We start from the raw sequence: 24,546 nt of genomic DNA on the forward strand, positions 1-24,546 counted from the left end.
TCATTTCAACTATGAATTAAATCGTAAACACTTTTATATCAACGTTTCTCAATAATTTCATCAACCGGCAAACGATAACTTGGTTCTAGTTTTTCATCAGTATAACCAACCGTAATCAAGAGTTCCGGACGGAAACGTTCATCAATTTCCAAAACCTTATTAACCTTAGATTTATCGAAACCTAAGATGATATTAGAGCCGATACCTTGGTCAGTCAGAGCCAAAACAAGATTCATGGCCACCAGACCAGCATTGAGAGATAAATAATCGCTCTTTTGCTGTTCGCTATAGCGAGCAAACTCAGCTGGCAGATTTTGCATGTAAAATTGGAGCTGCTCATCAGAGAAATTCTTAACTCCAGCTACACGCGCAATCTTGCGAGCCCGCTTGGTCAAATCTGTATCTGTAAAGAGGGCAATAGTCACTGGAGCTTCCTTAATCTGGTCCACATTTCCACCGAAAGCTGTCTCTGCTAGATCCTGATTGCGCTCTCGTACTACTACAAACTTCCACGGCTGACTATTGTGAGCACTGGGTGCCAACGTTGCAATCTCAATCGCTGTGCGAACATCCTTTGGATCCACAGGTTTGTCGTTGAAATGCTTGGTTGCATGACGCTTTTTATTGAGTTCTAGAAATTTCATAAGTCGCATCCTTTTCTAAATATACTAACTTCATTTTATCATATTTTGTAAGAGTTTGCAGAAGTTTTTCATTATTAAGGTTTCTTATCGCAGCTATAAAAAATATATATTGGATAATCAAGATAGTTTCTGATAAGCTATAAAATAATACCAATTTGAAAGGAGTAAAACATGAGAAAAATCGTCCTGTTACTAATCATCCTTCCACTGTTAGCCGCTTGCAGTCACCAGAGCACACCTCAAAAAAATTCGTCCCCAAAAACAATTACTGTTGCAACAGCTGGCGATGTCCCACCATTCGCCTATGAGGAAAACGGCAACCTGACTGGCTACGATATTGAAGTACTTAAAGCAATTGATGAGAAGCTCAGTGATTACGAAATTCACTTTCAAAGAACCGCTTGGGAAAGTATCTTCCCAGGACTTGATTCCGGTCACTATCAAGCTGCAGCCAATAACTTGAGTTACACAAAAGAGAGAGCAGATAAATACCTCTACTCACTCCCTATCTCAAAAAATCCTTTAGTACTCGTTAGTAATAAGAAGAATCCTTTAACTTCTCTTGAGCAAATTGCTGGTAAAACAACTCAAGAGGATATCGGAACATCGAACGCCCAATTCATCAACAATTGGAATCAAAAACACACTGAAAATCCAGCCACTATCCATTACTCAGGAGAAGATATAGGAAAACGTATCTTTGACCTTTCTAATGGTGACTTTGATTTCCTAATCTTTGACAAAGTTTCCGTTCAAAAAATTATTAAAGAACGTGGCTTGGATCTATCTGTTGTTGATCTTCCTTCCACTGACAGTCCTAACAACTATATTATATTTTCTAGCGAAGAAAAAGCATTCAAGGAACAATTTGATAATGCATTAAGAGAACTCTATCAAGACGGAAGCCTTGAAAAACTCAGCAATACCTACCTTGGTGGTTCCTACCTACCAGATTCCTCTGAGTTGAAATAATAAAAGGATTGGCGCTCGCCAATCCTTTTATTATGGCTTTAGGACATAACACAAAAACCATCCACAATGTCTGGATGGTTATTTTAATTAAATTACTATATTCAAATCTTTTCCAGAAACTCCATCAATGAAAAGTGGATTTAATGCCGATTTTAATTTTTTAAGTTTGAACTTTTGAATTCTCGTTATTTCGGGTCGAAAAGAGATATTACCATCCGGAAATTTCCTTCTGATAATTCTATCATAGACATCTTTTACAAATTCTTCCCACTCCTTAGATGAAGAATTTACAAAGGCTGCTTCTGCTTCTAATAAATACCTGATGCCAGCTGCTCGATAAGAGGATAATAAAACAATTGAAAGAGTACACTTAGAATGTTCAATAACTGCTTGGGGTACTTCAAAACCATTATCCCAGTTAAAATTATCAAGTAAAACAAACAGTTCATCTTCGGTTTGAAGACTCTTAATATACGATACAGCTTTAGCATTGCTTTCAGCATACAAGATATCAGATATTTTTTGCAACTGATGACTATCCATTCCCAAAGACAACTCCATTATAACAGTTATAATTTTCCCAATTTTTGAAAAGCTTTCATTTAAGTTTATTTTATAAGACTCTCTAAAATCCGATAAACTAATCTTTCAATCTATGTCTACAACTGGCTCCGCCACCTCTTGCAACTGTGTTTGTTCCCGCTCCTGAGTTTTCGGATTCAACTTCTCCCGCACTGCTTCTGCCACTGCTCGCGGTACACCGACTTCGACAATTTGGTCGACACTGGCTTCTTTAATCTTGGTTAGAGATTTGAAGTGTTTCATAAGATTTTGCTTGCGTTTTGGTCCCAAGCCTTCAATGCCATCTAGCTGCGATGAGAAGGAATTCTTAGACCGGAGCTGGCGGTGGAAGGTAATAGCAAAACGATGGACCTCATCTTGGATACGTTGGAGTAGGAAAAATTCCTGCGAATTTCGGGATAATTCTACAACCTGTAAAGGGTCACCAAAGAGCAATTCATGAGTCTGGTGCTTGTCATTTTTTTGCAGTCCAGCGATGGGAATATCTAGTCCCAGCTGATCCTGGATAACTTCTTTAGCGACATTGACCTGGCCCTGTCCACCGTCAATGACAATCAGATCAGGCGGAGTCAGTCCATCTCGAATCACCCGACTATAGCGCCGCTTGATGACCTCACGCATACTTGCGTAGTCATCAGGTCCTACGACAGTCTTGATCTTATATTTGCGATAATCCTTCTTGCTAGGTTTACCATTGACAAAGACTACCATAGCTGATACAGGACTGGTACCCATGATATTGGAGTTATCAAAAGACTCAATACGAACAGGCGTTGGAATGTTAAGGAGCTGCCCTAGATTCTCAATAGCACCTTGGGTCTTTTCAATAGATTTCTCCAAGAGGTCAAATTTCTGCTGGAGACTAACTCGGGCGTTTTTGATAGCGAGATTGACCAGCTGTTTCTTTTCGCCTCGCTGGGGCTTAAGCACCTTGGTATCCACCATGGCTCGGACAGCTTCTTCGTCAATATCTGCTGGAATCAAAATTTCATTGGGCTTGAGGTGGGATTTTTCCTGGTAGAACTGGCCGATATAGGTCAGAAAATCTTCGTCCGGATCATTGTAATAGGGAAAAAGATTGACGTCACGCTCGATTAACTTGCCCTGGCGGACAAAGAAGACCTGCACGCACATCCAACCCTTGTCCACATAGTAGCCAAAGACATCGCGATTCTGCAAATCCTTGGCCATGACCCGCTGCTTGGTTCGTAAGGTGCCAATGGACTGAATCAAGTCGCGGTACTCAGCTGCCTTTTCAAACTCCATAGCTTGCGCAGCGCCAGACATTTTCCCCCGTAAATCCTCAATAATCCGGTCATCCAGGCCCTTGAGAAAGGCTGCTACCTCTTGAGCCAAGTCCTTGAAATACTGGCTGTCTACCTGGCAAATAGTGTGGGCCTTGCACTGCCCTAGATGGTAGTAAAAGCAGACCTTTTCAGGTGGATTGGTACACTTACGAAAAGGAAAGAGGCGATCTAAGAGACGTTTAATTTCATTGGCCGCACCAACATCAGGATAGGGACCAAAATAAAGCCCACCGTCCTTTTTGACTTGGCGCGTGATAATCAGACGCGGATAGGTTTCGTTGGTAATCTTGATAAATGGATAGGACTTATCGTCCTTGAGCATGATATTATACTTAGGCTTGTTTTCCTTGATTAGATTAATCTCCAGAAGCAAAGCCTCAATGTTAGACTCGGTGACAATAAACTCAAAATCCTCAATCTCGGAAACCAGGGCCTCAGTCTTGGTGTCATGACTGCCACGGAAATAAGAACGAACCCGATTACGAAGGTTCTTGGCTTTGCCGACATAGATAATGGTACCGTTTTTGTCTTTGTGAATGTAACAGCCGGGACTAGTCGGCAACAGTTCCAGCTTTGATTGGATTAGCTTATTCATAGGTCTATTATAGCAGAAAAGAGAAGCATTCAACAGGTAGACACTAGATTATTAGAAAATCATAAGTTTGATTCCTTTCTTTGGTAATGCTGAACTATAACTTGTCTTTATATCTTCTTGCATGTACCAAAAATCTATCTCAAAAGAAACATGATTTTCTTCATAATAAAGCGTTTTCTAGGTAAAAATCAAGCAAGCGATTGCACAGCCATTTTAATAGGCTTTTATTATATAAACAGAAATAAAATAGAAAAATTTTAGAAAAATTAATATATTTTTAAAAAAATTTCAAAAAAAGACTTGACAAAAATTGCAAACGGTTGCATAATAGAATTGTAAATAAAAATTCCGGGAGGAAATAGGAATGAAAACATGGAAAAAAGTGGTATTAGGCAGTGTCAGCTTGCTGGCTGCAGGAACGCTGTTAGCAGCTTGTAGCTCGAATAGCAGCAAGGAGAGCTCTTCTTCTAAAGCCGATAGCAAGACCTTGAAACTTTGGGTACCAACCGGTGCTAAAGATTCTTACTCTGATACAGTTAGCAAGTTCGAGAAAGAATCAGGCTACAAGGTTGACGTAGTCGAAATGGAAGATCCAAACGCTCAGGAAAATCTGACAAAAGATGCTAGTACTGCTGCCGATGTTTTCTCTCTGCCACATGACCAACTTGGTAAATTAGTTGAAGCCGGAGCTATCCAAGAAGTTCCTTCTAATATGGCAGAAGAAATCAAGAAGAACGATACAGAACAAGCAGCTATTGGTGCTCAATACAAAGGCAAAACTTATGCTTTCCCATACGGTATCGAATCACAAGTAACCTACTATAACAAATCAAAGCTTTCCGCTGATGATGTTAAGTCTTATGAAACCATCACTTCTAAAGCTAAATTTGGTGGAAACTTGAAAGAGGCTAATGGATACATCACTGCTCCACTCTTCCTTTCTGTTGGCGACACTCTCTTTGGTAAAGATGGTGAGCAAGTAGACGGAACAAACTGGGGTAACGAAGCCGGTGTGAACGTTCTGAAGTTCATCGCAGCTCAAAAGAATAACAGCGGTTTTGTAAACGTAGATGCTTCTAACCTTCTTGCTAAATTTGAAGATGGTTCAGTTGACGCTTTCCAATCAGGTCCATGGGACTACGCAGCTGCTGAAAAAGCTGTCGGCAAAGACAACCTTGGTATCTCTGTTTACCCAACTGTTAACATCGGTGGACAAGATGTTCAACAAAAAGCCTTCCTTGGTGTAAAACTTTACGCAGTTAACCAAACACCTTCAAACGGTGACGGAGAACGTATCGCAGCAAGCTACAAACTGGCTCAAGCACTTACTAGCAAAGAAAGCCAAGAAAACCAATTCAAGTTTGAAGGACGTCACATCATCCCAGCTAACAAAGAAGTACAAGAGTCTGAAGATGTGAAGAAAGATGCCTTGGCACAAGCTGTTATCACAATGGGTTCTTCTGATACCTACACAACAGTTATGCCTAAACTTAGCCAAATGTCTGTCTTCTGGACTGAAAGTGCTGCAATCCTCAGCGATGCTTACAACGGTAAATTTGGTGAAGATCAATACCTCGCAAAATTACAACAGTTTGATAAAGATTTAGCAGCAGCTAAATAATACTCAAGCAAATTTAAATAAGCATTGAAGTGAGGGGGGCAGCCTCCTCACTTCTTTCTTTGTAAATATAAGGAGAATACTATGACTCAGTCATCTTATGACAATGCATCCATGGTTCAGGTCTTTAAAGAGGGAACCTGGGATGTCAAACTCTCTTTTCTGGTAATGGGACTGAGCAACCTCGTACATAAACAGTTCATCAAGGGGCTGCTCTTCCTCTTCTCAGAAATTGCTTTCCTGATTGCTTTTGCAGTCCAAATCATACCAGCTATTGGCGGCATGATTACATTGGGGACTCAAGAACAAGGAGAGGCTATCAAAAAAGTTAACGGCTTGGAAATCACCGTTCAAGTAGCGGGTGACAACTCTATGCTGATGCTGATTTTTGGACTTGCTTCTCTCATCTTCTGTGCAGTCTTCGCCTACATCTACTGGTGTAACCTGAAAAGTGCTCGTCACTTAATGGCTCTCAAGCAGTCCGGTCAGAAAATTCCTAACTTCGTTGAAGACTTCAAGACGCTGGCTGACGGCCGCTTCCACATGGGCCTAATGAGCATCCCTCTTATCGGAGTACTGCTCTTTACCATCCTGCCTCTGATCTATATGATCTGTTTGGCCTTTACTAACTTTGACCATAACCATCCAGCTCCTAAGTCACTCTTTGACTGGGTTGGCTTCTCTAGCTTCGGTGATGTTTTCTCAGGTCGCATGGCTAGCACCTTCTTCCCACTTTTAGGCTGGACCTTGATTTGGGCGGTTGCTGCGACAGCTACGACTTTCTTCTTCGGTATTGTTCTCGCTCTCTTGCTCAATACAAAAGGGCTTAAGTACAAGAAAGTTTGGCGCACGCTCTTCGTTATCACTATTGCTGTACCCCAATTCGTATCCCTGCTCTTGATGCGCAATTTCCTGAATGACAATGGACCTTTGAACGGACTATTGCAAAGCCTCCATCTCATCCAGAATCCAATTCCATTCCTGAGTGATCCCGTTTGGGCTAAGTTCTCAATCATCCTTGTCAATATGTGGATTGGTATTCCATTTACCATGCTGGTGGCAACCGGGATTATCATGAACCTTCCTAGCGAGCAAATCGAAGCCGCTGAGATTGATGGAGCTAGCAAGCTTCAAATCTTCAAGAGCATTACTTTCCCTCAAATTCTTTTGATTATGGCGCCATCACTTATCCAGCAGTTTATCGGGAACATCAACAACTTCAACGTTATCTACTTCCTGACAGGTGGTGGACCTACTAACTCTTCCTACTATCAGGCAGGCTCAACTGACCTCTTGGTTACCTGGCTCTATAAACTGACCGTTTCAGCCAAGGACTACAATCTGGCATCTGTTATCGGTATCCTGATCTTTGCAATCTCTGCAGCCTTCAGTCTCTTAGCCTATACTAGATCCGCATCATTCAAGGAAGGAACTGCTAAATAATGAAAAATAGAAAAAAACTCAGTTTATTAGGGATTTATGTCTTACTGGCTGTTTTAGCATTCATCTGGCTTACACCAATTATCTGGATTTTTCTGACCAGCTTCCGTGGTGAAGGATCTAATGCAGTCCCTTACTTCTTCCCTAAGACTTATACTCTTGACAACTATATTAGACTGTTTAATAACAACACTTATCCTTTTGTTCAGTGGTTTATGAATACCCTGATTGTTGCGACAGCGACCTGTATCCTGTCTACTTTGATTACTGTGGGTATGGCTTACTCACTCAGCCGTATCAAATTCAAGCATAAAAATCGTTTCCTCAAGCTGGCTCTGGTACTTAACATGTTCCCAGGCTTCATGTCTATGATTGCGGTTTACTACATCTTGAAAGCACTCAATTTGACACAAACCCTGACTTCATTGATTCTGGTTTATTCGGCTGGAGCGGCTCTAGGCTTCTATATTGCTAAAGGTTTCTTTGATACTATCCCATATTCTTTGGACGAATCCGCTATGATCGACGGAGCGACTCGCTTCCAAATCTTTCGGACTATTACATTGCCGCTTTCAAAACCGATTATCGTTTATACAGCGCTTATGGCTTTCATGGGACCTTGGGTTGATTTCATCTTTGCCTCTGTCATCCTAGGCGATGTCAAGGAAAAATACACAGTGGCTTTGGGACTTTTCCAAATGCTTAATAAGGACGCCATCAATAAATGGTTCTTACCTTTCACATCTGGAGCGATTATCATCGCTATCCCAATTACTCTTCTCTTCATCTTCATGCAGAAATACTATGTAGAAGGTGTTACAGGTGGAGCAGTCAAATAGAATCTATTATGTATATCAAAAACTTCCGACAGTTAATATCGGAAGTTTTTATCTTTCTTAGAAAATGCAGAACTTAACTCCTCATCCCTTTTATATGAGATTGGTTATTTGCTGTAAACACAAAAAATGAGTGTGGAATAATTTCCAGACTCATTTTGTATTCATTAATTATAATCTTCGTCTCTGCGACGGCGCTTGTTGGTTCCCAAAAAGGCAGCTGCACCAAGTGCCATACCAAAAATTGCAAGGCGTTCTGCTTCCGAACCAGTATTTGGCAGAATAGCAGGAACTGTTGGAGCCTTATCGGCAGTTGTAGCCACGCTAGCAAGCTGAGCTGCAGGATTTACAACAAAATCAGTGAATACGTCACTACCTGCCGCTTGAACAGCACCTGTAGTTGCTCCTTTGACTTCACGAGTGTTCGCATGAACTTCTGCAGTCTTAGCATCTGAATCTTTCTTAGATTCATCCTCTGCACCTGGACCAGCAGCTCCGCCTTTTACAGCAGTTAGAGTCTGTTTATCTTCACCTGAGCGATAGTTACTATTCAGAGCATTTCCATACAGGAGAGCTGCTTGATTCAAGATATTCAAGAGAGTTTCATAATTCGCTTGAAGACTGTTGTAGGATTCCTCAAGAACAGCTAAAGTTGCAGTCTCTTGATTTAAGATTGCTTGTTTAGCTTCATAATCAAGCTGCGCTTCTGCCAACTCCCGCTCTGCTTCTGCAAGTAACTGAGGAGCATTCTGAAGGTCAATAACTTTCTTTTTAGCTGCTGCTAATGTCTTTTGAGCAGCCATGAAGTCCTCTTGAGCAGTTCCCAAATTAGCTTTTGCAGCTTCTTGAGCTGCCTGAAGTTCTACCAACTTATCTTTAGCTGCTGCTAGAACTGCCTGAGCATTGCTCAAGTTAGTCTGATAAGGTGCTAGGTTTGCTGCAATCTTAGCTGTCGCTCTGTCGAGAGCTTCCTGCTTAAGGGCAACATTTTGCTTGGTCAAGGCTAGATTATTTTCAGCAGTTGCTACCTTCTGACGAGCTGCTTCAACTGCTGCAATTTGAGCTGCCGCTGTCTTTTGAGCATCAGCTAATTGAGCATTTAGGATATTGATAGCTGATTCCTGACCAACTTTTTGAGCCTTAAGTTCAGCTAATTGATTCTTAAGTGCTGTAACATTAGCGTTAGAACCTGCAGAACGACCACCACCAGCACGCAACAACTGCTCCATAGCAGCAACAGTCAGCAACGTACCATTATTAACACGCTGGTCAAAGTTGCTAATGTGATGGAAACCAACCTCGGATGTACCATGAGGAGTGCCCCATTGATTTGGATGTTTATCATAAGCTGCTGAGATAGCATTGGCTTTATTGTCCATCATCTGAACATAGTGGCCAATCTGAGCAAATACACCCGCTCCAACTCTCATATAGATAGCATTAGCATCAATCTGAGTTTCATCAGTAGGCAGTCCATATTGCGCCGCAATCTCTTGATACTTTTCTTTTTCTTTGTGCCAGAAATTGACAGCCCCTTGCGGGTCAAAACTAATCGCCACATTCTCATTACCAATCAGCTTACCCATATGCCAGTTATTGCGCTCAAAGTAGATAGTCTGAATCTGGTTAGCCACATTCGCATACGGATCAACCAACAACTCTTGTAAGCCGGCATTACGACGGTAAGCATTAATCGCCTTAACCAACTCTAAAGCTTGCAGGTTATTTTCTAGATTAGCTGGACTGGTTGGGTCAGAATTAACTGAGATACCAAATTCATTTTGTCCACGTTGATAAACTGCAAGAGCATTATTGGCAGCATCACGAATCTCCTGATTAGCCGCATTGTTACGAACATTTTCTAAAAATTGGGAATAAGTCGTATTGCGAAGGTCAACAGGAGCTGTTGATGCTGCTTTCTCGGCAGTCGGAATCTGTCCTTCAAGCGAGCTGATAGCTTGATTGGTTTGGCTCAAAGATGCCTTTGCCTGATTGATTTTATTCTGAATATCAGCCTGCACTTGTGGAGCAGAAGACGCTGCTTGTTCCGCCTTTGTCAACTCAGTCTTTGCATTGTCTAAAGCGGTCTGTGCTTGACTTTGCTGGCTCTTAGCAGTTGCTACAGCTTGCTCCTCTGAGTTAAGTGGTGTTTTAGCTTGTTTCAATTCAGTCTCGGCAATGTCTACCAGAGATTGGCTCGCCTTAATAGTATTCGCTTGATCTTTAACAGCTTGGTCTGCCTTGGCAGCCTTAGCCGCTGCTTCTCGAACAGCAGTGTCTTTTGCGCCAACCTCTTGGTCTGCTGTTTTTGCTTCCGTCTCCGCCTTAGCAACATTTTCTTCTGTTGCTTCTGCCTGCACTTCTTTAGCAGTCTCAACAGCGGCTTCAGCCACTTTCACGCTAGTTTTTGCATCTTCAGCTTCTGTTTTAGCAGTATCTACTATCGATCTTTGCTCATCAAGTTTAGCTTTGGCTGCTTCAGCATTTTCTTGGGCAACAGCTACATCTGCTGCTGTCACTGGTTTCTCAGTTACTTCAGTCGCTTTTGGAGCTGTTACAGTTGATTCAACCAACTCATCCGCGTGCACTTGATGGGTCAGTCCACCAGAAATAATAGTTGTAGCCGCGATACCAGTCGCTACAACAGACTTGCCTATTTTCTTTTCCATAATCAATCTCCTTTTTATAATCTCACATACTATAATTAACCTGGGTATAGTAGCCCACATAGTAATATACTATCACAAAACGCTAGTATTAACTAGTAGCAAACGTATTGTTTTAATAGTTTTTTTATTACATTTTAGTTACAAAAATGTTTTATTAGAAAAATAAGCTGGTTTTTCCAACAAAAATGAGCATTTCTTTATCAAATAAAGCAAAAACTCCTAGATCCTTTCTAAGAGTTAACCTTGCTTGTCAGTCCGATTGAGCTTGTCGAATTTCTTCTAACATCGCTTCTTCTTCGGCCGTCATTTCATAGTGTTCCAGCAAGTCAGGTCGTCTTAGATAGGTCTTTTTCAGACTTTCATAGAGACGCCATTTGCGGATGTTTTCATGATGGCCGCTCATAAGGACTTCCGGAACGACCATACCTCGGTAGTTATAGGGCCGAGTGTACTGAGGATACTCCAAGAGCCCAGATGAAAAACTATCATCTGTATGACTGACTTCCTTGCCAATAACCTCTGGAATCAGGCGAACGGTCGCATCAATCATGGTCATGGCCGCCAATTCTCCTCCAGTAAGGACATAGTCCCCAAGCGAGATCTCATCTGTCACTAAAGTCTTGATCCGCTCATCATAGCCTTCGTAATGGCCACAGATGAAAATGAGTTCTTCTTCCTTAGCCAACTCCTCAGCATAGGCTTGGTCAAAAGTCCGACCAGCAGGATCTAGCAAAATCACGCGCGGTTGCTTCTTTTCAATGGCATCATAGGCATCAAAAATAGGTTGAGCCCGTAGCAGCATACCCTGACCTCCGCCGTATGGCTCGTCGTCTACATGCCGGGATTTTTCTGCATTTTCTCGGAAATTATGATAGTTGATTTCCAAGAGACCTTTTTCCCTTGCTTTACCTACAATCGAGTGCTCCAAGGGCGCAAACATCTCCGGAAAGAGAGTCAAAATATCAATTTTCATCGTCCAGTCCTTCCGGTATCTCAACATCAACCCGACCTTGCTTAATGTCAATCCCCAGCACAACTGGCGGAATGTATGGTAAAAGTAAATCACGCTTGCCTTTACGTTTGACCACCCAGACATCATTGGCTCCTGGCTGCAGAATTTCCTTAATCCTACCAATAAGAACGTCATTTTCATAGACTTCAAGGCCGATGATTTCATGGTAGTAAAATTCACCGTCTTCCAAGTCCGTCAAATCTTCTTCTCGGACTTTCAGAGTGAAATCACGAAATTTCTCAATGTCATTGATGTGGTACATCCCCTTAAACTTGATAATATCAAAGTTCTTAACCTTGCGATGGCTGGCAATCTCCACGTCCATGACAAACTGATCTTTCTTGTCAAACAGGGCAAGGGTATTACCTTTTTTAAAACGCTCTTCTGCAAAATCCGTCACTGACAAAACCCGCATCTCACCTTGCAGACCTTGCGTATTGACGATTTTTCCAACATTAAAATAATTCATCTCGACTCCAACATATTATACTCTGCCTAGTATTTTATCATGATATAGGGGAATGTACAAGCGAGATAAGAGGGAATTCCCTTACCTATATTTATTTGATTAAAGTTGCTATTTAACGTATAATTATACATACAGAGCCACAACACTATAAACACTCAAGTGTGTTTACGCAAAACTAGAAAGAAGTTGGTGACGACTATGGGAAAAAAGTTAAGTAAACTCCTGCTCTCTACTGCTATTCTAGCCACAACAGCCGCCAGTCTGACTGCTTTGACACAGGTCAAAAAAGGCCAAGCAATGGAAAATGAAACGAGGGAAACTAGAAATCTCTCAGCCCTTGATGAAAAAATTGCTCAAATTGACAATCGAACCATCAAGGCTTTTCTAGAATACTATGCTAGTCAGAACATGACCTCCGCATCGTCTCTTCCAATGATAGATGATCTCGAGTCCAATACTCGCATCATAGTTATTGATACTGATGATGCGGATAAAAGTTTGCCACCAGCCATCGGAACATCTGTGGACGGATCCGAAGGGCCTGTAGGTGGAACTGTTGATGCTTATGGCAAATACATTGAGTTTGATACCAGTGACCATAGCAAATCCGCAACCGTTCAGGAAATTCGAGATGCTATTGCTGAGATTCTAGGATAGACTCTCATAAATACGTACTAAATAGCTGAGATTAAAATCTCAGCTATTTTGCATGTATATTTACTCCCGCTTTCGATATACTAATTAAAGTTTGCATACAACTTTTCATCACATTTCTAAAAGAAGCTCAGCTATCTTTTCTGACTCACTCCAATGTAAATAATGATGGTTGCCTCCTAAAATAATCTGGGTATTTTGTGAAGCAAATTCGGAATCTTTATATTCTTGTTCTCGATAGGCCAGACTAAGGATAAAAACCGAGAATTGAAAAGAGATATCTAAGTTCTGAAAATCATTTTCTGAGATACTGCAGTAATGTTGAAATCCTTCTTGTACAGATTTTAATCTATCTGAACTCTTTTCTGCCTTAGCCCATAAGATTTTAAAATCAGCTACTGGAAAACTCTCTTGTCCTATTTTTTTCAGATATTCATATCCACCACCGAGCATCTGAACTTTCTCCTGTAAGGATAAAAATTCGTGATAAGGATTCTGAGCTAATTCTCCATATAGAACAGAATAAGTGGTCGGCTCAATCAAGATTAGTCCCTGACAAAACGTCTTTGACTCAGCAACTTTAACTGCTACAAGGCCACTAATACTGTGCGCGCAAATAGCATACTGAATAACTTTAAAATGCGATAAAACCTCTATAATAGATTGGACCAAATCGTCCAAAACAAAATTTTCTTGATTTTCCAGTGGGCTTTGCCCAGCATTAGGGTAATCTATTGTTAAATAGCCCCAACTTTTAGGTAACTTCCGAATAACTGGCAAAAAATTTTCATAGGTTGGCAGACTCCCTGCACCGCTTAAAAATACAGCAATCTTTTCCGCAGGTTGATAAGATATAAATAGCTGTCCTACTTTTGTTTTGATTATTTTTTCTTTCATAATGTTTCTAATCAATTCTAAAAAAAATTATCTGGGCACACACTACTATCTGAGAGATAGCTATTTTACTAGTGGAATAAGGACACCTCTATACCAGATTTTGTTCATATTCAACCAAGGACTGTGTTACAAGAGGCAGTTGCTAGTATTGCCTTAAAAGCATTAAGACCTCTCTTCGAAAACCTGTTTAGCAAAGTTCTCCAGCAAAGCATTAAACTTGCCTGGTTGGCATAGATTCGACGGATCAAAAGAATCAGCAATGACAAGATCCTGAGCAAGCCTCAGATGTTCCTTGGTTGTTTTCATCATTTGGACTAATTTTCCTGAAAAATCTCCCGCCAGCAAAAGTGTAGGAATCTTGCACTTACCCAAGGCAGCACGATAATCAATGGCTTCAATTGCCCTGCGCTGCAAAACAGACTCCTCAGGTCGCATCCGGTCGAATAAATCAACAAAATAAGAGCGAGCTAAAGGCCAGCGTTTATAGATTGGCAAGGTTGATAGCTTCATAAACCATGAGTATTTCACTAAAGGAGCTGTAAGTTGAGCCAGAGTATTCATCATTGGTGACAAATCCGTCGCACAAAAAGTATCGCACAAGAAAGCTCCCTTAAAGATTTGCGGATTTTGAGTCATGAGGTGCATGGTTAAAATACCGCCATAGGAAGTCCCTCCGATAATGGCTTGGCTGATGCTTTCTTTTTCCAAAATCGCCAGCACATCTGCAGCTTGTATATCTAGAACCTGATCCACCTGACAAGTCAGCTGGCTTGATTGCCCATTTCCACGTAGGTCAGGCGCAATAACCTGATAGCGATCCTTAAAAAAATCTATCTGAGGCTGAAACATGCCCGAGTCAGCACTCAGACCATGCAGGAGCACGATTGTTTCTTTATGACCTCGCCCTTCTATCCGATAGAATATCTTAGCATCGGTTCTTTCGATATGGTCCATCCTATTGCCTCCATTCTACAGCTCATTTATACATTTCTGCCATTCTTTGGCCAATCGAATCTGTTGTTTTCTTTCGCTGATAACTGCTTTCATATCATCTGGACTCTGCATATTTATTACTTTCACTGCATAATCAGCCGAGACAATGGCATGACCTCGCATGTGGGCTGTTGCGACTGCTTGGGAAAAGACACGAGCAGCATACTTGCTAACTGGTGATTTGGCTTGCTGCGACAGCTGCTGAGCCAAGAAACCAGCCTTCCTCAGCTCATAGGCAGAAACATTTCCCGCAAGTCGCGCTTCAAACACTTCCTGAACCTGAGTCAAGATTTGCTGTTTTTCAATATCATCACCAATATCTATCAGAGCTATATAGCGAGTGGCATGCTGCATTGCCCATTGGGCAAGCTGCTTCTGAGGAAGCTGGACCAAGATTTGTTCCAGTTCCAACCTTTTCTGACCGTTATCAAGAATCTTTAGCTTGTAAGGACTGGGTAGACTCACTTGTCCATTCTCATAACACTCTCGTTCATGGGCGTTCCAAGCATAATCTTCTGACTTCATATTTCCTCCGTTTTCCACGCTTCTCGCTTTCCTCGTTGAAGATGCTAAGCTAGATAGTTCTCGCATACGCTCGAACTGCATCAATACTACTAAATTCAACTGCGCCTAACGGCTTGTTTCATTAAGGGCCTTGTACCAACGCTTAGCTGGGCATCAATTTCTCTAAGCTCACTTGAGAGCCACGTACTCAGCTCGCTAAGAGAAATAGAAAAAAACGGGACACACCGGTCCCGTTCTTCTTACTTCTCATCAATAACGATGCGAACTTTTTTGTATTCAGTTGGGACAGAGTAAACAATCGTCCTTATAGCGGAAATAGTACGACCTTTACGACCGATTACACGTCCAACATCACTCTGATCAAGATCCAGGTGATATTCTAAAAATTCAGGTGTATCCTCAATCTTGATAGTTAAGGCATCTGGCTGTGAAATCAAAGGTTTCACTATCGCAATAATTAGATTTTCAATCGTGTCCATATGTCAACCTACGCTTCTATTATTTAGAGTATTTTGAATCGTGGAATTTCTTCAATACGCCTTCTTTTGAAAGGATGTTGCGTACAGTATCAGAAGGTTGTGCACCATTACCCAACCACTCAAGGATACGGTCTTCTTTCAAAGTCACTTGGTTTTCAACTACAAGTGGGTTGTAAGTACCAACTGTTTCGATGAAACGTCCGTCACGAGGTGAACGTGAGTCTGCAACATTGATACGGTAGAAAGGTTTTTTCTTAGAACCCATACGAGTCAAACGGATTTTTACTGCCATTATTAAGGTCTCTTTTCTTTATTTTTTTCTTTTGGTGAAATAGCAGAGCTATTAAGCACATGTTCTATTATAGCAGATTAAAGACAGCTGTCAAGTTTTTTTCTTGACAGAGTTAAAAATTTTTTAGATTAGTCTTTTTGGTTGTTTAAAACTATCTGTTCAGAAAGGTTTTCATATTTTTTAAAAAACAATTTGACTGAAGCGTCTTTAGGAAAAGCATCTAAATCCATATACTTATTAATGGTCTCCAGTGCATAATACTCTGTGTCTCCACTACGACTATTATAGGACCTAGTTTTTACTTCATCTTCAGATATACTTTTCTCATCCAGCACTTGGTCTGAATGAAATTCGAAAGACCATTTTAATAGATCAGCTTTATCCATTTTTTGGACAATCTCTTTTAGCTTATCATGATTTTCTGGATTCTTCCTGAATTCGACTAAAAACTTACTATATAGCATGAGATATTTATTTAGACTTTCTGAATCATCAACTTTTTTAGAGGACGACACGCTTATAGTCTGAAATTGAGCTCTGTCAAATTCTGATTTTTGCTGGTATTCAGCTGTCATGTCATGTTCCGTCTCACCCTTAATCTCATCAATTAAGCTAGTTATTTCTTGGTCTACCAAACAATCCAGTAACTGATCTGCTGTTCGCTCTCCGTAAAATATCTCATAAAATTCGATTTTACTGCCCTTTCGATCTGGGTGGTATTTTAGAATAGCGTACTTTTGGATATCTTCCTCGGTGAAATACAAATCGATTGTCGCACCGCCTCCCTCGTAATGATAACTGCCATCAGAACTAACCTTGACGGGCTGAAAAGGGAGCTTTTTAAAAAGAGCCTTCGTTGTTCGAATGCTTTCATCAACTTCTTCTTTCTTAGCATAACAGGCTGTCAGTAGCAACAAACTGGCAAGAAGTGAAAATAAAGCAACTGTTTTTTTCATTTGCAGTCTCCTTATGGAACCAAGAGTCTGATAATGTCGACATAAGAATAGGCGGTATAGGTCGGGCGAACAAGACTTTTATTCTCTAGCTGCTTGGGATTGTACCAGATAGAGTCCAGTCCAGCATTATTAGCGCCTGCAATATCTGCCGTCAAGGAGTCTCCAATCATCAAAGTCTGAGACAGGTCAAAATCTGGTATCTGCTCTGCTATTTTTTCATAAAACAAGGCTTCGGGCTTCTGAGTCCCCATCTGCTCCGAGATGAAAATATGGTTAAAATAGGGCGCAATGTCGGAATGAGCCATGCGACCAGTCTGAATAGCCGTGATGCCATTGGTCGCTCCGTAAATCTCATAATCAGCTGCTGTCAAGTTGTCCAAAAGCTCGCTAGCTCCAGCGTAAGTCTGGCCTTGCTGAGTAATATGCTGCTGATAGAGAAGGGCTAACTCGGCGCCATCCTTCTCAATGCCAAAATGAGCGAAAAGACGAGAAAAGCGAGTATTGACTAGCTCAGGCTTGGTGATTTTCCCCTGCTCTAGTTCCCGCCAAAGCCCCTTGTTCATGGGAATATAATAGTCTTTGTAGGTCTGAATCTCCGTCACGCCCTGCTCCTCCAAAAAATGAGTCAGGGCGATGTCTTCTGCCGTATCAAAATCCAGCAAGGTATGGTCAAGGTCGAAAAGTAGAAATTTGTATGACAAATTATTTTTTCCTTTCTAAGCAGTATGATAAGACTTTTTTAAAACAGACTCTTTGCCCATTTTTCTGAAATAGCAGTTTCTTTCAAAACCAATTCCTGCCACTGCCCTGAATAATAAATCCCTTCATTTTTGGCTGAATTTTTGACATTGCGACTAATATTATCTGGGAGCAAAGCAGAAATTTCTTTCCACGTAGCTCTAGTTTTACCCGATAAAGTTAAAATTTTTTCCTCAGAAAATTTAAAAGTTCCATAGCCTTTTTTTCTATTATCAAAACTCAAAAAATCAGTTGGGAGATATAAAGCGTTGCATTTTTTATTAATAAAATGATTAAAGCTATGTGGATGCCAACTGTAATTGTTTTTAATTTGTACATTGTCAATAATTATCTCTCCAACTTGTAGATAACCAAATATTATGTGCAAATTCGGCGCTTTTTTCACATAACGTAAAGTACCATCATGTAGATTTCCCTCAGTCTGCTTAAACCATCCAAAAAATAAAAATAAATCGCCTAAATCAACTTGTTGATTTTTTAGATAAGACTGAGCGGTATCACATTGCCCGAATATAGATTTCCATTCATTGATATTATCTAATCTAACTCCATCTCGAATATCTGGATCTAGATGACAATTCCAATTTCCTATTTTACTATCTTTAGGTTTTAATTGTCTTAGAATTTCTGAATAAGAAACCCCTTCGTATTGTATGTCAGAATATCTTAATTTGTCCATTTTTGCTGGTATCGGCAAGGACAATAACGTTCCGTCAGGCATTATTGGACTAGGAACTCCTCCTGCCGTACCATCAAATCCTTTTCTGGATAAAATGATTTTCATTTATGTGTTCCTCCAATAAAAAACGGGTGATAAGGCAAGTCAACTATTTCGTTTTTATCACCAATAGTCTCTGTAATAAAAGCTAATAATTCCTCAACATCATTTGGCCGCTCATTTGAATTATAAAAACCATTTTTAGTATTCCATCTTGGAAATGGTTTTCCGCTTAAACGTGCGCGATTTCCCATCGGGAAAAAATCTAATATTGAACTCGGTACTTCCAGAGGAGATTTACCAAAATACTTAAACCGATGAGAAATAATAATAGGTTCATCAATAGTTTTTTGACTCCACCATTCATGATCAATATAATAATTATAAGCATAGGCATCACGTCGATTATTTGAGCAATCTGACTTCAAATAATTCCTAATAGAGTCAATTTTTGTAATTTTTGCCACAAAAATCAAGTGATTATATTTAGGAGAAATGAACATTCCTTGGTCATCACGCCACTTATTACCATCATTCGAATGACCTGCTATCGCCATAACATATGCATTAACTTCACCAGAATTAATTCTATCAGCCCAGTTCCTTTTCAAATTTCGACGCAGTTGTACCATGCAGCCACCTTCAGTTAATAATTCCGGTGTTGATTCATAGCTTTCTGTAAATACACACGGATTAATTCCATAATCATGTGTCATACGATAACAGTAAATAATTGTCTGCTTTTCCATAAAAAACTCCTCAGTAAATTCTAACCCAAATCCATTATACCACAAGCTACAAAAACCAGCCGCTCAAAAACGAACGACTGGTTTCTAATCTACTTCACAACTGGTATCCAGAGCGTCCATTGGATAGTTTGGAGTCCTTTCTTTCGATCCTGCTACATTACCAAACAGCATCTTCGCTTTTCCCACTTCTTCTACTCTACTTTATAGTGAACACACAAATCTCTAAATTTATTATCTAGCGCTGCAATATCAAACAAGACTTCTGATAGTTTCTGATAATCTTCCTTGATACAAAATAGATGAGCTTGACCAAACAATCTTGCTAAATTTTCTTTTATTTCTGATCTGACAGCATCGTATTCTTTTAAGACGTTGCTCATGTATAGATTTCTGATAGAAGCTAATTTGAAACTAAAGTATTGATGAAGACGTTTTTGTTCTTCATTCAAGCCATTCTCCGCTACCGACTTAGCATATCTTGCTATCACATTCTCCTCGCCACGTTCATATTGTTGCTTCATCAGCATAGATGTTTCCTGGTAAATCTCTTTGGAAGTAGGAGATTTGATTTTTTTAAAGTTTCCCCACATGGAGAAAGAACCTCTTTTATAGCCGATATTTTTAGCTTCCCAGGCTTTTAAAAATTCTGAGAAACTCATTTTCATACAAGCAAAGCCTGCTGGATCATGAAAATAGATAAACTCACCGTCTAGATCATAAACTGAAACAAAATGGTCCACCCCATACAAATGGATATGATTGGGATTATAAGTGAGATAACCCATGTCCAAAGGGCCAAGAACAACAGGGCCACTTAGCAAAAACTTACTTAACATTTCTCTGATAGACAGAAGATTCACTGTATTAGAATCCTTTATATAGTATTCATCATATGTAAAACCCAGAATGTCTAAAGAATGGCTGATAGAACTATCTGGCATCCCATTATCAAAGAAAACTAAGGGGTGTTTTTCATCTTCCTTTACAATACTAGCGCCATTTCCCATCACCATAATGGCTTCCAAAAACTCAGGGCGAACATCATAACCATACGAATACAGCGCCATCGCAAGTGAATATGTATAACAAAGAGAAACGTCCCCAAAATACATCTGCATAGCATCACCCTCCTCTGTAATCGACAGCTAAAAAACAACTTGAAATCAGCATTTTATCTAACCACTGGTATCCAGAGTTCCATTTGATAGTCTGGGGAGTACATGTCACCCTCGGTGTAGACTTCAAAGTCTGGTGCTCCTGAGTGGCGATAGCCAGTTTCTGGGAAAAAGACTTCCAAGACATATTTCCAAGCATGGTGGATGCTGGTTGGTATAGTCCCCTTGACTGGTACGATAGCATATTCAGCTTCTGCGATTTCTTTGATTGACAGACCTAGTTCTTCTGCTTTAGCTTTATCCGTCACATCATAAGCGGCCATATAGTTGATGATTTCGCCTTCTTTGACATCAGAGCAGACGCCAAAGGATTGACCACTGCCCAAACTTTCCAGGCTTTCAAAGCTGTGATTTGCATAAAGCTGCTCCCATGCAGACGGGCACTGGCTATTGTCAATAGCTTCCAATAGGACGCCTGCTACGGTAAAAGCAGGTTTCTTTTGAATCTTGATATCCATGTTCTTTCCTCCTGTAATCTTTAGGGATAACTGAAGTCGAGGAAAGACCCGATAAGGTTTTCCATTTCGAACTTCTGAGGGAGTCGTACCATGGAATTTCTTAAAGGCTGCGCTAAAGGCATCCGCAGACTCATAGCCGTATTTCATCGCTATGTCAATGACTTTCTCAGAGCTTTCCCGCAAGTCCGTCACAGCTTCTGACAACCTGCGATTGCGTAGATATTCCGCTAAAGTCATATCCGCAAGGATGGAAAATAGCCTGCTAAAGAGAGCATAAGAATAGCCCGATAGCTGCTGAAATTGCTGCAAGTCCACTTCCGCGTCCAACTTACTTTCCAAATATTCCATGGTTCGATTGAATTGATGCATCATATTCTTTTTCACCTCACAAAAGATATTAAGGCCGTTAAAAACAAAGTGAAAATTGACGGAGGGGCTCCTGCTCCGAGAAAATTTTGTCTTTTTCACACAGCTTTTAGGCCGTGTTCAATTCTAACTATAATCTAACAGATATAAGATACTTCCGCCCTAGAATTTTTGTACAAGATTTAGAGGAGGATTTTACAAACTATCCCGCAGCTTCTCCACAAAGAGATAAGCCGCAGGACAGGTCAGGGTATTTTTGATTGTCAGATGATTAATTTGATGAATCTTCTTACGGTCTGTGTGAGGGAACTCTCGACAAGCCTTTGGACGGACATCGTAGATAGAGCAGAGATTGTCTCCACCTAAAAAAGGGCAAGGCATCGCCTTGAAAACCTTGTCACCGTCTTCGTCCACCTGCAGAAACTCCTCTTCAAAAGCCGGCAGCTTCATCTTGAAATACTTGGCAATGCGGACAATGTCGGCTTCCTTAAAGTCTGGTCCCAGCGTCTTGCAGCAATTGGCACAGGCTGTACAGTCAATCTCTTCAAAGACCTCATCATGAATTTGCTGGGCAATCTTATCTAGATTTTTTGGGGGCTTTTTCTTAAGACTAGCTAAAAATTTTCGATGCTCTTTCTGCTTTTGCAGGGCTAGCTGATGGTATTTTTCAAGGTCGATTTCTTGGGTCATATATTTTTCTTTCTGTATTCAAATTGTTTTTATTATATCATAAAATGAGCGCTCTTAAATGTTGTCAAACTTAAAGAATATTAGCTTTTTCATCTCACAAAAAAATCTGAGAATAAGTCCCAGATTTGCTTTTTATAAACTTAGAGAGCAATCATCACATGCGGTTGCTAAATGCTTTTTCCACCGTCCTTGCTGACGCTCCAAGTTTCTTCGATATAGGGGATAAACTCATACAGAGTATCTTCATCGCCTTCAAAGGACATCATATAGACCTTATCGCCTTGTTTGAAGACCCAAACCGTTAAGTTTTGAGTGGATTTTAAAATAACATTAATCTGAAAGGCTTCATTGCCGGCTACAGTACTCTTTGCACCCCAAAAGTCATCGACTTCCTTATTATCCTTCCAGTGGTAAGCAATCCGTTGGGCAATGGTTTCAGCGTTGAATTCTTCCCCTTCTCCGATGTTGGCTTTTTCTTTTGTATAAGCATTCATCGTGACAATGTTATAGCCACTTCCATCCGTATACTGGACGCTGTCGCCACCATCTACGTCTGTAAACTTAATCCAATTATCAGGAATACTGATATAGCCATAATCATCAGAGCCAACCCGCTGCGTACCAGTAGTCTTTGACGAATCTTTTTCTCTACGACTGCTACTACTTGTATCGCTGTCATCTCTCAGAGAAACCCGACTGGAAGAATCAGATGGTTTCCGACTGCTATAGCTCTTAATAAGGCTACAGGAAGACAGAGACAGACCGGCTAAGATTGTCAGGGAGAGCAAAAAGTACTTCTTTTTCATGGTCATTCCTTCCTAAATCTAATAAATTTTACTAATACTAGTTTACCATATTTTTAGAACGAAAGGAAAGAGAGACATTGTCACATCCGATTGCTTTTCTGTTTGTAGGACTATGCTTTTTTAGCAGCCTTATTCCACTGGTACCATCCTACCAAACTGTTGATTAAATAGATCAAATATTTCCCTTGAATCTGAAGACTTTCACCCCACCAGAGGTAGATAGAAAAAATATTGGTCGCTGCCCAGAAAATCCACTGTTCGCGATAAACAGCCGTCATCAAGATTTGCCCTACACCATTTGTCGCATCTGTGATTGAATCACGATAAGGACGATTGGCACCCACGGACTGATAAATCAAGCCAAAGACCAACCACCAAAGCACACTGAGTGATAGATATTTTGTCCATCCTTTGGTATCTAGCTTACGAGCAACAAACTCTTGCTTTTCTTTTTTGAACTGACCTTGGTAAATCCACACCAAGAGTCCAATTGGCTGCATGATGGTAAAGTAAAGAGTCGTCAGGACCTCGCCATAGAAGCCTTTCTGCAAAGCCAAAATCAAGTAAATCACAGAATTGATCAAACCAAAGAGGTAATTGCTAGCCCGTCCTTCAGAAACGAAGATCACACAGATAATCCCGGTTAGACTGCAAATCATCCCCGTCCAATCCACGATGCGATGTTCATATATCAGCTCCAGCCAGAGCGGAAAACTCCCTAGAATCAAGAGATAAAACCATTGACCTAGACTGCGATGAGCAAACAAATCGTCCCAGATAAGCTTCAAGGTACCAGAAAAGCCGAGCTTCTTCATGCTAGTCACCATTCGTTTGTAGCCACCAGACATTTCAGAAAGCGTCAGCTTCATGTTTGCGATTTTCTTTTGGATATAAGTATTCATTCTTTCTCCTTTTGTTTTTTAAGAGCCGTGTCAAATTGACTTACGGATGCAACGCTCTATTATTTTCGAACACGCATAAGGTCTGTCTTATACAGTGTTCACATTTTATCATATTCCTATTTCAGAAAATGTCAAGTAAAATCTAAAAAAGATTTCCTAACGTTCGGATTTCAAGAAAAGGCCTACAAATTTTTGTAAGCCTTTTTGCTTGGATTTGATAGTAGTCGAACGTTTTTTCTGATTTATCACTATCTTTTTGTGAAACATAATTGGCTTCTACACTGAAAAAAACAAGAGACTTAATAAATAGGCCTCTTGTTTTTTAAACTATTATTCGCTGACTGCTCCCTTGCCATCAAGGCTCCAAGTATCTTTCATGTTTGTAATGAAATCATCAAGAGTTTCTTCGTCGCCTTCAAAGGATAGTATATAGACTTTGTCATCTTTTTGGAAAACTAATGTATTAGCAAGTTGTCCCGATTTCAGAATGATGTTTATTTGAAAGGCTTCTATTCCTGAGACAGTACTTTTAGAGCCCCACATCTTCTCAATATTATCTTTTTGACTCCAATTATAGGCTACATGTTGAGCAATTGTTTCTGCATTGAAAGTCTCACCATCTGCTACTTCAGCTTCTGCCTTAGAAACAGCATTCATGGTAACGATATTATAAGCAGAACCGTCGGTATATTGGATAAGTCCTTCAACTTCTGCATCAAAAAATTTAATCCATTTACTTGGGATATCGATATAACCAAACTCTGGAGAACCAACACGTTTTGTTTCTTGATTGGTTTTGTTCTTGCTTCTTTTAGAAGAAGAATTTGAAGAATTCTTTTTCACTTGTGCACTGAAACTAGTCGAAGAACTAGATTGATCAGGCTTTTGTCCAGAATTGGCACACGATGCAAGAGTAAGTGAAGTTAATACCAGAACTGCTCCAAGCAGATACGATCGTTTCATGATTTTCTCCTTTTGGGATA

The 24,546-nt window shown here is 40.3% G+C and carries 26 protein-coding genes; 5 read left to right on the forward strand and 21 right to left on the reverse strand.

Annotated features, from left to right (window positions below; translation table 11 throughout):
* Nucleotides 1-38: 38 nt before the first annotated feature.
* Nucleotides 39-644, reverse strand: a complete 606-nt coding sequence (locus J1C86_RS06190; protein ID WP_002903006.1) for a nitroreductase family protein — start codon at nucleotides 642-644, stop codon at nucleotides 39-41.
* A gap of 171 nt (nucleotides 645-815) precedes the next feature.
* On the opposite strand from J1C86_RS06190, the gene J1C86_RS06195 reads away from it, so the two are divergent.
* A complete protein-coding gene (locus tag J1C86_RS06195; RefSeq protein WP_002903010.1) occupies nucleotides 816-1,616 on the forward strand; it encodes an amino acid ABC transporter substrate-binding protein in 801 nt (266 codons plus the stop codon).
* Nucleotides 1,617-1,703: 87 nt separating this feature from the next.
* On the opposite strand, the gene J1C86_RS06200 is transcribed toward J1C86_RS06195, so the two are convergent.
* Nucleotides 1,704-2,177 (reverse strand): DUF4274 domain-containing protein, encoded by a 474-nt coding sequence (locus J1C86_RS06200; protein ID WP_002903011.1) that lies wholly within the window; start codon nucleotides 2,175-2,177, stop codon nucleotides 1,704-1,706.
* Nucleotides 2,178-2,264: 87 nt separating this feature from the next.
* Entirely contained in the window at nucleotides 2,265-4,100 is a 1,836-nt protein-coding gene (gene uvrC / locus J1C86_RS06205) for an excinuclease ABC subunit UvrC (RefSeq protein ID WP_125409632.1), read from the reverse strand.
* A gap of 364 nt (nucleotides 4,101-4,464) precedes the next feature.
* Between uvrC and J1C86_RS06210 the strand changes: the two genes are divergently transcribed.
* From J1C86_RS06210 to J1C86_RS06220, 3 genes are all read left to right on the forward strand, one after another.
* On the forward strand, nucleotides 4,465-5,721 hold the full coding sequence (locus J1C86_RS06210) for an extracellular solute-binding protein (protein WP_002903015.1): 1,257 nt from the start codon (nucleotides 4,465-4,467) through the stop codon (nucleotides 5,719-5,721).
* 81 nt (nucleotides 5,722-5,802) lie between these two features.
* Entirely contained in the window at nucleotides 5,803-7,161 is a 1,359-nt protein-coding gene (locus tag J1C86_RS06215) for a carbohydrate ABC transporter permease (RefSeq protein WP_125408286.1), read from the forward strand.
* On the forward strand, nucleotides 7,161-7,997 hold the full coding sequence (locus tag J1C86_RS06220; protein WP_002895328.1) for a sugar ABC transporter permease: 837 nt from the start codon (nucleotides 7,161-7,163) through the stop codon (nucleotides 7,995-7,997). The genes J1C86_RS06215 and J1C86_RS06220 overlap by 1 nt, the downstream gene beginning before the upstream one ends.
* Nucleotides 7,998-8,161: 164 nt before the next feature.
* Here the strand turns inward: J1C86_RS06220 and J1C86_RS06225 are convergent, their stop codons facing one another.
* From J1C86_RS06225 to rimM, 3 genes are all read right to left on the reverse strand, one after another.
* Entirely contained in the window at nucleotides 8,162-10,723 is a 2,562-nt protein-coding gene (locus J1C86_RS06225) for a CAP domain-containing protein (protein WP_125409364.1), read from the reverse strand.
* Nucleotides 10,724-10,913: 190 nt separating this feature from the next.
* Nucleotides 10,914-11,636, reverse strand: coding sequence for a tRNA (guanosine(37)-N1)-methyltransferase TrmD (gene trmD / locus J1C86_RS06230; protein WP_125408282.1), 723 nt, complete (start codon nucleotides 11,634-11,636; stop codon nucleotides 10,914-10,916).
* Nucleotides 11,626-12,144 (reverse strand): ribosome maturation factor RimM, encoded by a 519-nt coding sequence (gene rimM / locus J1C86_RS06235; RefSeq protein WP_125408280.1) that lies wholly within the window; start codon nucleotides 12,142-12,144, stop codon nucleotides 11,626-11,628. Before rimM ends, trmD begins: the two co-directional genes overlap by 11 nt.
* Before the next feature lie 198 nt (nucleotides 12,145-12,342).
* On the opposite strand from rimM, the gene J1C86_RS06240 reads away from it, so the two are divergent.
* Nucleotides 12,343-12,801 (forward strand): hypothetical protein, encoded by a 459-nt coding sequence (locus J1C86_RS06240; protein ID WP_125408278.1) that lies wholly within the window; start codon nucleotides 12,343-12,345, stop codon nucleotides 12,799-12,801.
* 108 nt (nucleotides 12,802-12,909) lie between these two features.
* On the opposite strand, the gene J1C86_RS06245 is transcribed toward J1C86_RS06240, so the two are convergent.
* From J1C86_RS06245 to J1C86_RS06315, 15 genes are all read right to left on the reverse strand, one after another.
* Entirely contained in the window at nucleotides 12,910-13,695 is a 786-nt protein-coding gene (locus J1C86_RS06245) for an alpha/beta fold hydrolase (RefSeq protein WP_002903020.1), read from the reverse strand.
* Nucleotides 13,696-13,857: 162 nt separating this feature from the next.
* Nucleotides 13,858-14,649 carry an alpha/beta fold hydrolase gene (locus tag J1C86_RS06250; protein ID WP_002903021.1) on the reverse strand — a complete coding sequence of 264 codons (792 nt, stop codon included), beginning with the start codon at nucleotides 14,647-14,649 and terminating at the stop codon, nucleotides 13,858-13,860.
* A 15-nt stretch (nucleotides 14,650-14,664) separates the two neighbouring features.
* Nucleotides 14,665-15,213 (reverse strand): putative immunity protein, encoded by a 549-nt coding sequence (locus J1C86_RS06255; protein WP_032908949.1) that lies wholly within the window; start codon nucleotides 15,211-15,213, stop codon nucleotides 14,665-14,667.
* A gap of 239 nt (nucleotides 15,214-15,452) precedes the next feature.
* Nucleotides 15,453-15,692, reverse strand: coding sequence for an RNA-binding protein KphA (gene kphA / locus J1C86_RS06260; protein WP_002895313.1), 240 nt, complete (start codon nucleotides 15,690-15,692; stop codon nucleotides 15,453-15,455).
* 19 nt (nucleotides 15,693-15,711) lie between these two features.
* Nucleotides 15,712-15,984: a 30S ribosomal protein S16 gene (rpsP, locus tag J1C86_RS06265; RefSeq protein WP_002903023.1), complete on the reverse strand. Its 273-nt coding sequence runs from the start codon at nucleotides 15,982-15,984 to the stop codon at nucleotides 15,712-15,714.
* A 128-nt stretch (nucleotides 15,985-16,112) separates the two neighbouring features.
* Nucleotides 16,113-16,940, reverse strand: a complete 828-nt coding sequence (locus tag J1C86_RS06270; protein WP_002903024.1) for a hypothetical protein — start codon at nucleotides 16,938-16,940, stop codon at nucleotides 16,113-16,115.
* Between the two features lie 11 nt (nucleotides 16,941-16,951).
* Nucleotides 16,952-17,641 carry a YjjG family noncanonical pyrimidine nucleotidase gene (locus tag J1C86_RS06275; protein ID WP_023916324.1) on the reverse strand — a complete coding sequence of 230 codons (690 nt, stop codon included), beginning with the start codon at nucleotides 17,639-17,641 and terminating at the stop codon, nucleotides 16,952-16,954.
* A 38-nt stretch (nucleotides 17,642-17,679) separates the two neighbouring features.
* Nucleotides 17,680-18,483: a hypothetical protein gene (locus tag J1C86_RS06280; protein ID WP_125408276.1), complete on the reverse strand. Its 804-nt coding sequence runs from the start codon at nucleotides 18,481-18,483 to the stop codon at nucleotides 17,680-17,682.
* On the reverse strand, nucleotides 18,480-19,166 hold the full coding sequence (locus J1C86_RS06285; RefSeq protein WP_185755815.1) for a hypothetical protein: 687 nt from the start codon (nucleotides 19,164-19,166) through the stop codon (nucleotides 18,480-18,482). The genes J1C86_RS06280 and J1C86_RS06285 overlap by 4 nt, the downstream gene beginning before the upstream one ends.
* Before the next feature lie 191 nt (nucleotides 19,167-19,357).
* Entirely contained in the window at nucleotides 19,358-20,284 is a 927-nt protein-coding gene (locus J1C86_RS06290; protein ID WP_125408274.1) for a DNA repair protein RadC, read from the reverse strand.
* Between the two features lie 53 nt (nucleotides 20,285-20,337).
* Nucleotides 20,338-21,171 carry an AraC family transcriptional regulator gene (locus J1C86_RS06295; protein ID WP_125409362.1) on the reverse strand — a complete coding sequence of 278 codons (834 nt, stop codon included), beginning with the start codon at nucleotides 21,169-21,171 and terminating at the stop codon, nucleotides 20,338-20,340.
* 189 nt (nucleotides 21,172-21,360) lie between these two features.
* Nucleotides 21,361-21,855: a YkgJ family cysteine cluster protein gene (locus tag J1C86_RS06300; protein WP_125409360.1), complete on the reverse strand. Its 495-nt coding sequence runs from the start codon at nucleotides 21,853-21,855 to the stop codon at nucleotides 21,361-21,363.
* Between the two features lie 167 nt (nucleotides 21,856-22,022).
* Nucleotides 22,023-22,667, reverse strand: a complete 645-nt coding sequence (locus J1C86_RS06305; protein ID WP_125409358.1) for a hypothetical protein — start codon at nucleotides 22,665-22,667, stop codon at nucleotides 22,023-22,025.
* Nucleotides 22,668-22,771: 104 nt separating this feature from the next.
* On the reverse strand, nucleotides 22,772-23,563 hold the full coding sequence (gene pnuC / locus J1C86_RS06310; RefSeq protein WP_002924477.1) for a nicotinamide riboside transporter PnuC: 792 nt from the start codon (nucleotides 23,561-23,563) through the stop codon (nucleotides 22,772-22,774).
* A gap of 330 nt (nucleotides 23,564-23,893) precedes the next feature.
* Nucleotides 23,894-24,526: a hypothetical protein gene (locus J1C86_RS06315; protein WP_002903031.1), complete on the reverse strand. Its 633-nt coding sequence runs from the start codon at nucleotides 24,524-24,526 to the stop codon at nucleotides 23,894-23,896.
* Nucleotides 24,527-24,546: the final 20 nt, after the last annotated feature.

Origin of the sequence: Streptococcus sanguinis, from assembly GCF_050220005.1 — a bacterium.
GTDB classification, from domain to species: Bacteria; Bacillota; Bacilli; order Lactobacillales; family Streptococcaceae; genus Streptococcus; species Streptococcus sanguinis_Z.

Coding starts and splice junctions, on each gene's coding strand:
- J1C86_RS06190 (WP_002903006.1), bottom strand. CDS start 644: ATGAAATTTCTAGAACTCAATAAAAAGCGTCATGCAACCAAGCATTTC.
- J1C86_RS06195 (WP_002903010.1), top strand. CDS start 816: ATGAGAAAAATCGTCCTGTTACTAATCATCCTTCCACTGTTAGCCGCT.
- J1C86_RS06200 (WP_002903011.1), bottom strand. CDS start 2,177: ATGGAGTTGTCTTTGGGAATGGATAGTCATCAGTTGCAAAAAATATCT.
- uvrC (WP_125409632.1), bottom strand. CDS start 4,100: ATGAATAAGCTAATCCAATCAAAGCTGGAACTGTTGCCGACTAGTCCC.
- J1C86_RS06210 (WP_002903015.1), top strand. CDS start 4,465: ATGAAAACATGGAAAAAAGTGGTATTAGGCAGTGTCAGCTTGCTGGCT.
- J1C86_RS06215 (WP_125408286.1), top strand. CDS start 5,803: ATGACTCAGTCATCTTATGACAATGCATCCATGGTTCAGGTCTTTAAA.
- J1C86_RS06220 (WP_002895328.1), top strand. CDS start 7,161: ATGAAAAATAGAAAAAAACTCAGTTTATTAGGGATTTATGTCTTACTG.
- J1C86_RS06225 (WP_125409364.1), bottom strand. CDS start 10,723: ATGTGGGCTACTATACCCAGGTTAATTATAGTATGTGAGATTATAAAA.
- trmD (WP_125408282.1), bottom strand. CDS start 11,636: ATGAAAATTGATATTTTGACTCTCTTTCCGGAGATGTTTGCGCCCTTG.
- rimM (WP_125408280.1), bottom strand. CDS start 12,144: ATGAATTATTTTAATGTTGGAAAAATCGTCAATACGCAAGGTCTGCAA.
- J1C86_RS06240 (WP_125408278.1), top strand. CDS start 12,343: ATGGGAAAAAAGTTAAGTAAACTCCTGCTCTCTACTGCTATTCTAGCC.
- J1C86_RS06245 (WP_002903020.1), bottom strand. CDS start 13,695: ATGAAAGAAAAAATAATCAAAACAAAAGTAGGACAGCTATTTATATCT.
- J1C86_RS06250 (WP_002903021.1), bottom strand. CDS start 14,649: ATGGACCATATCGAAAGAACCGATGCTAAGATATTCTATCGGATAGAA.
- J1C86_RS06255 (WP_032908949.1), bottom strand. CDS start 15,213: ATGAAGTCAGAAGATTATGCTTGGAACGCCCATGAACGAGAGTGTTAT.
- kphA (WP_002895313.1), bottom strand. CDS start 15,692: ATGGACACGATTGAAAATCTAATTATTGCGATAGTGAAACCTTTGATT.
- rpsP (WP_002903023.1), bottom strand. CDS start 15,984: ATGGCAGTAAAAATCCGTTTGACTCGTATGGGTTCTAAGAAAAAACCT.
- J1C86_RS06270 (WP_002903024.1), bottom strand. CDS start 16,940: ATGAAAAAAACAGTTGCTTTATTTTCACTTCTTGCCAGTTTGTTGCTA.
- J1C86_RS06280 (WP_125408276.1), bottom strand. CDS start 18,483: ATGAAAATCATTTTATCCAGAAAAGGATTTGATGGTACGGCAGGAGGA.
- J1C86_RS06285 (WP_185755815.1), bottom strand. CDS start 19,166: ATGGAAAAGCAGACAATTATTTACTGTTATCGTATGACACATGATTAT.
- J1C86_RS06290 (WP_125408274.1), bottom strand. CDS start 20,284: ATGCAGATGTATTTTGGGGACGTTTCTCTTTGTTATACATATTCACTT.
- J1C86_RS06295 (WP_125409362.1), bottom strand. CDS start 21,171: ATGATGCATCAATTCAATCGAACCATGGAATATTTGGAAAGTAAGTTG.
- J1C86_RS06300 (WP_125409360.1), bottom strand. CDS start 21,855: ATGACCCAAGAAATCGACCTTGAAAAATACCATCAGCTAGCCCTGCAA.
- J1C86_RS06305 (WP_125409358.1), bottom strand. CDS start 22,667: ATGACCATGAAAAAGAAGTACTTTTTGCTCTCCCTGACAATCTTAGCC.
- pnuC (WP_002924477.1), bottom strand. CDS start 23,563: ATGAATACTTATATCCAAAAGAAAATCGCAAACATGAAGCTGACGCTT.
- J1C86_RS06315 (WP_002903031.1), bottom strand. CDS start 24,526: ATGAAACGATCGTATCTGCTTGGAGCAGTTCTGGTATTAACTTCACTT.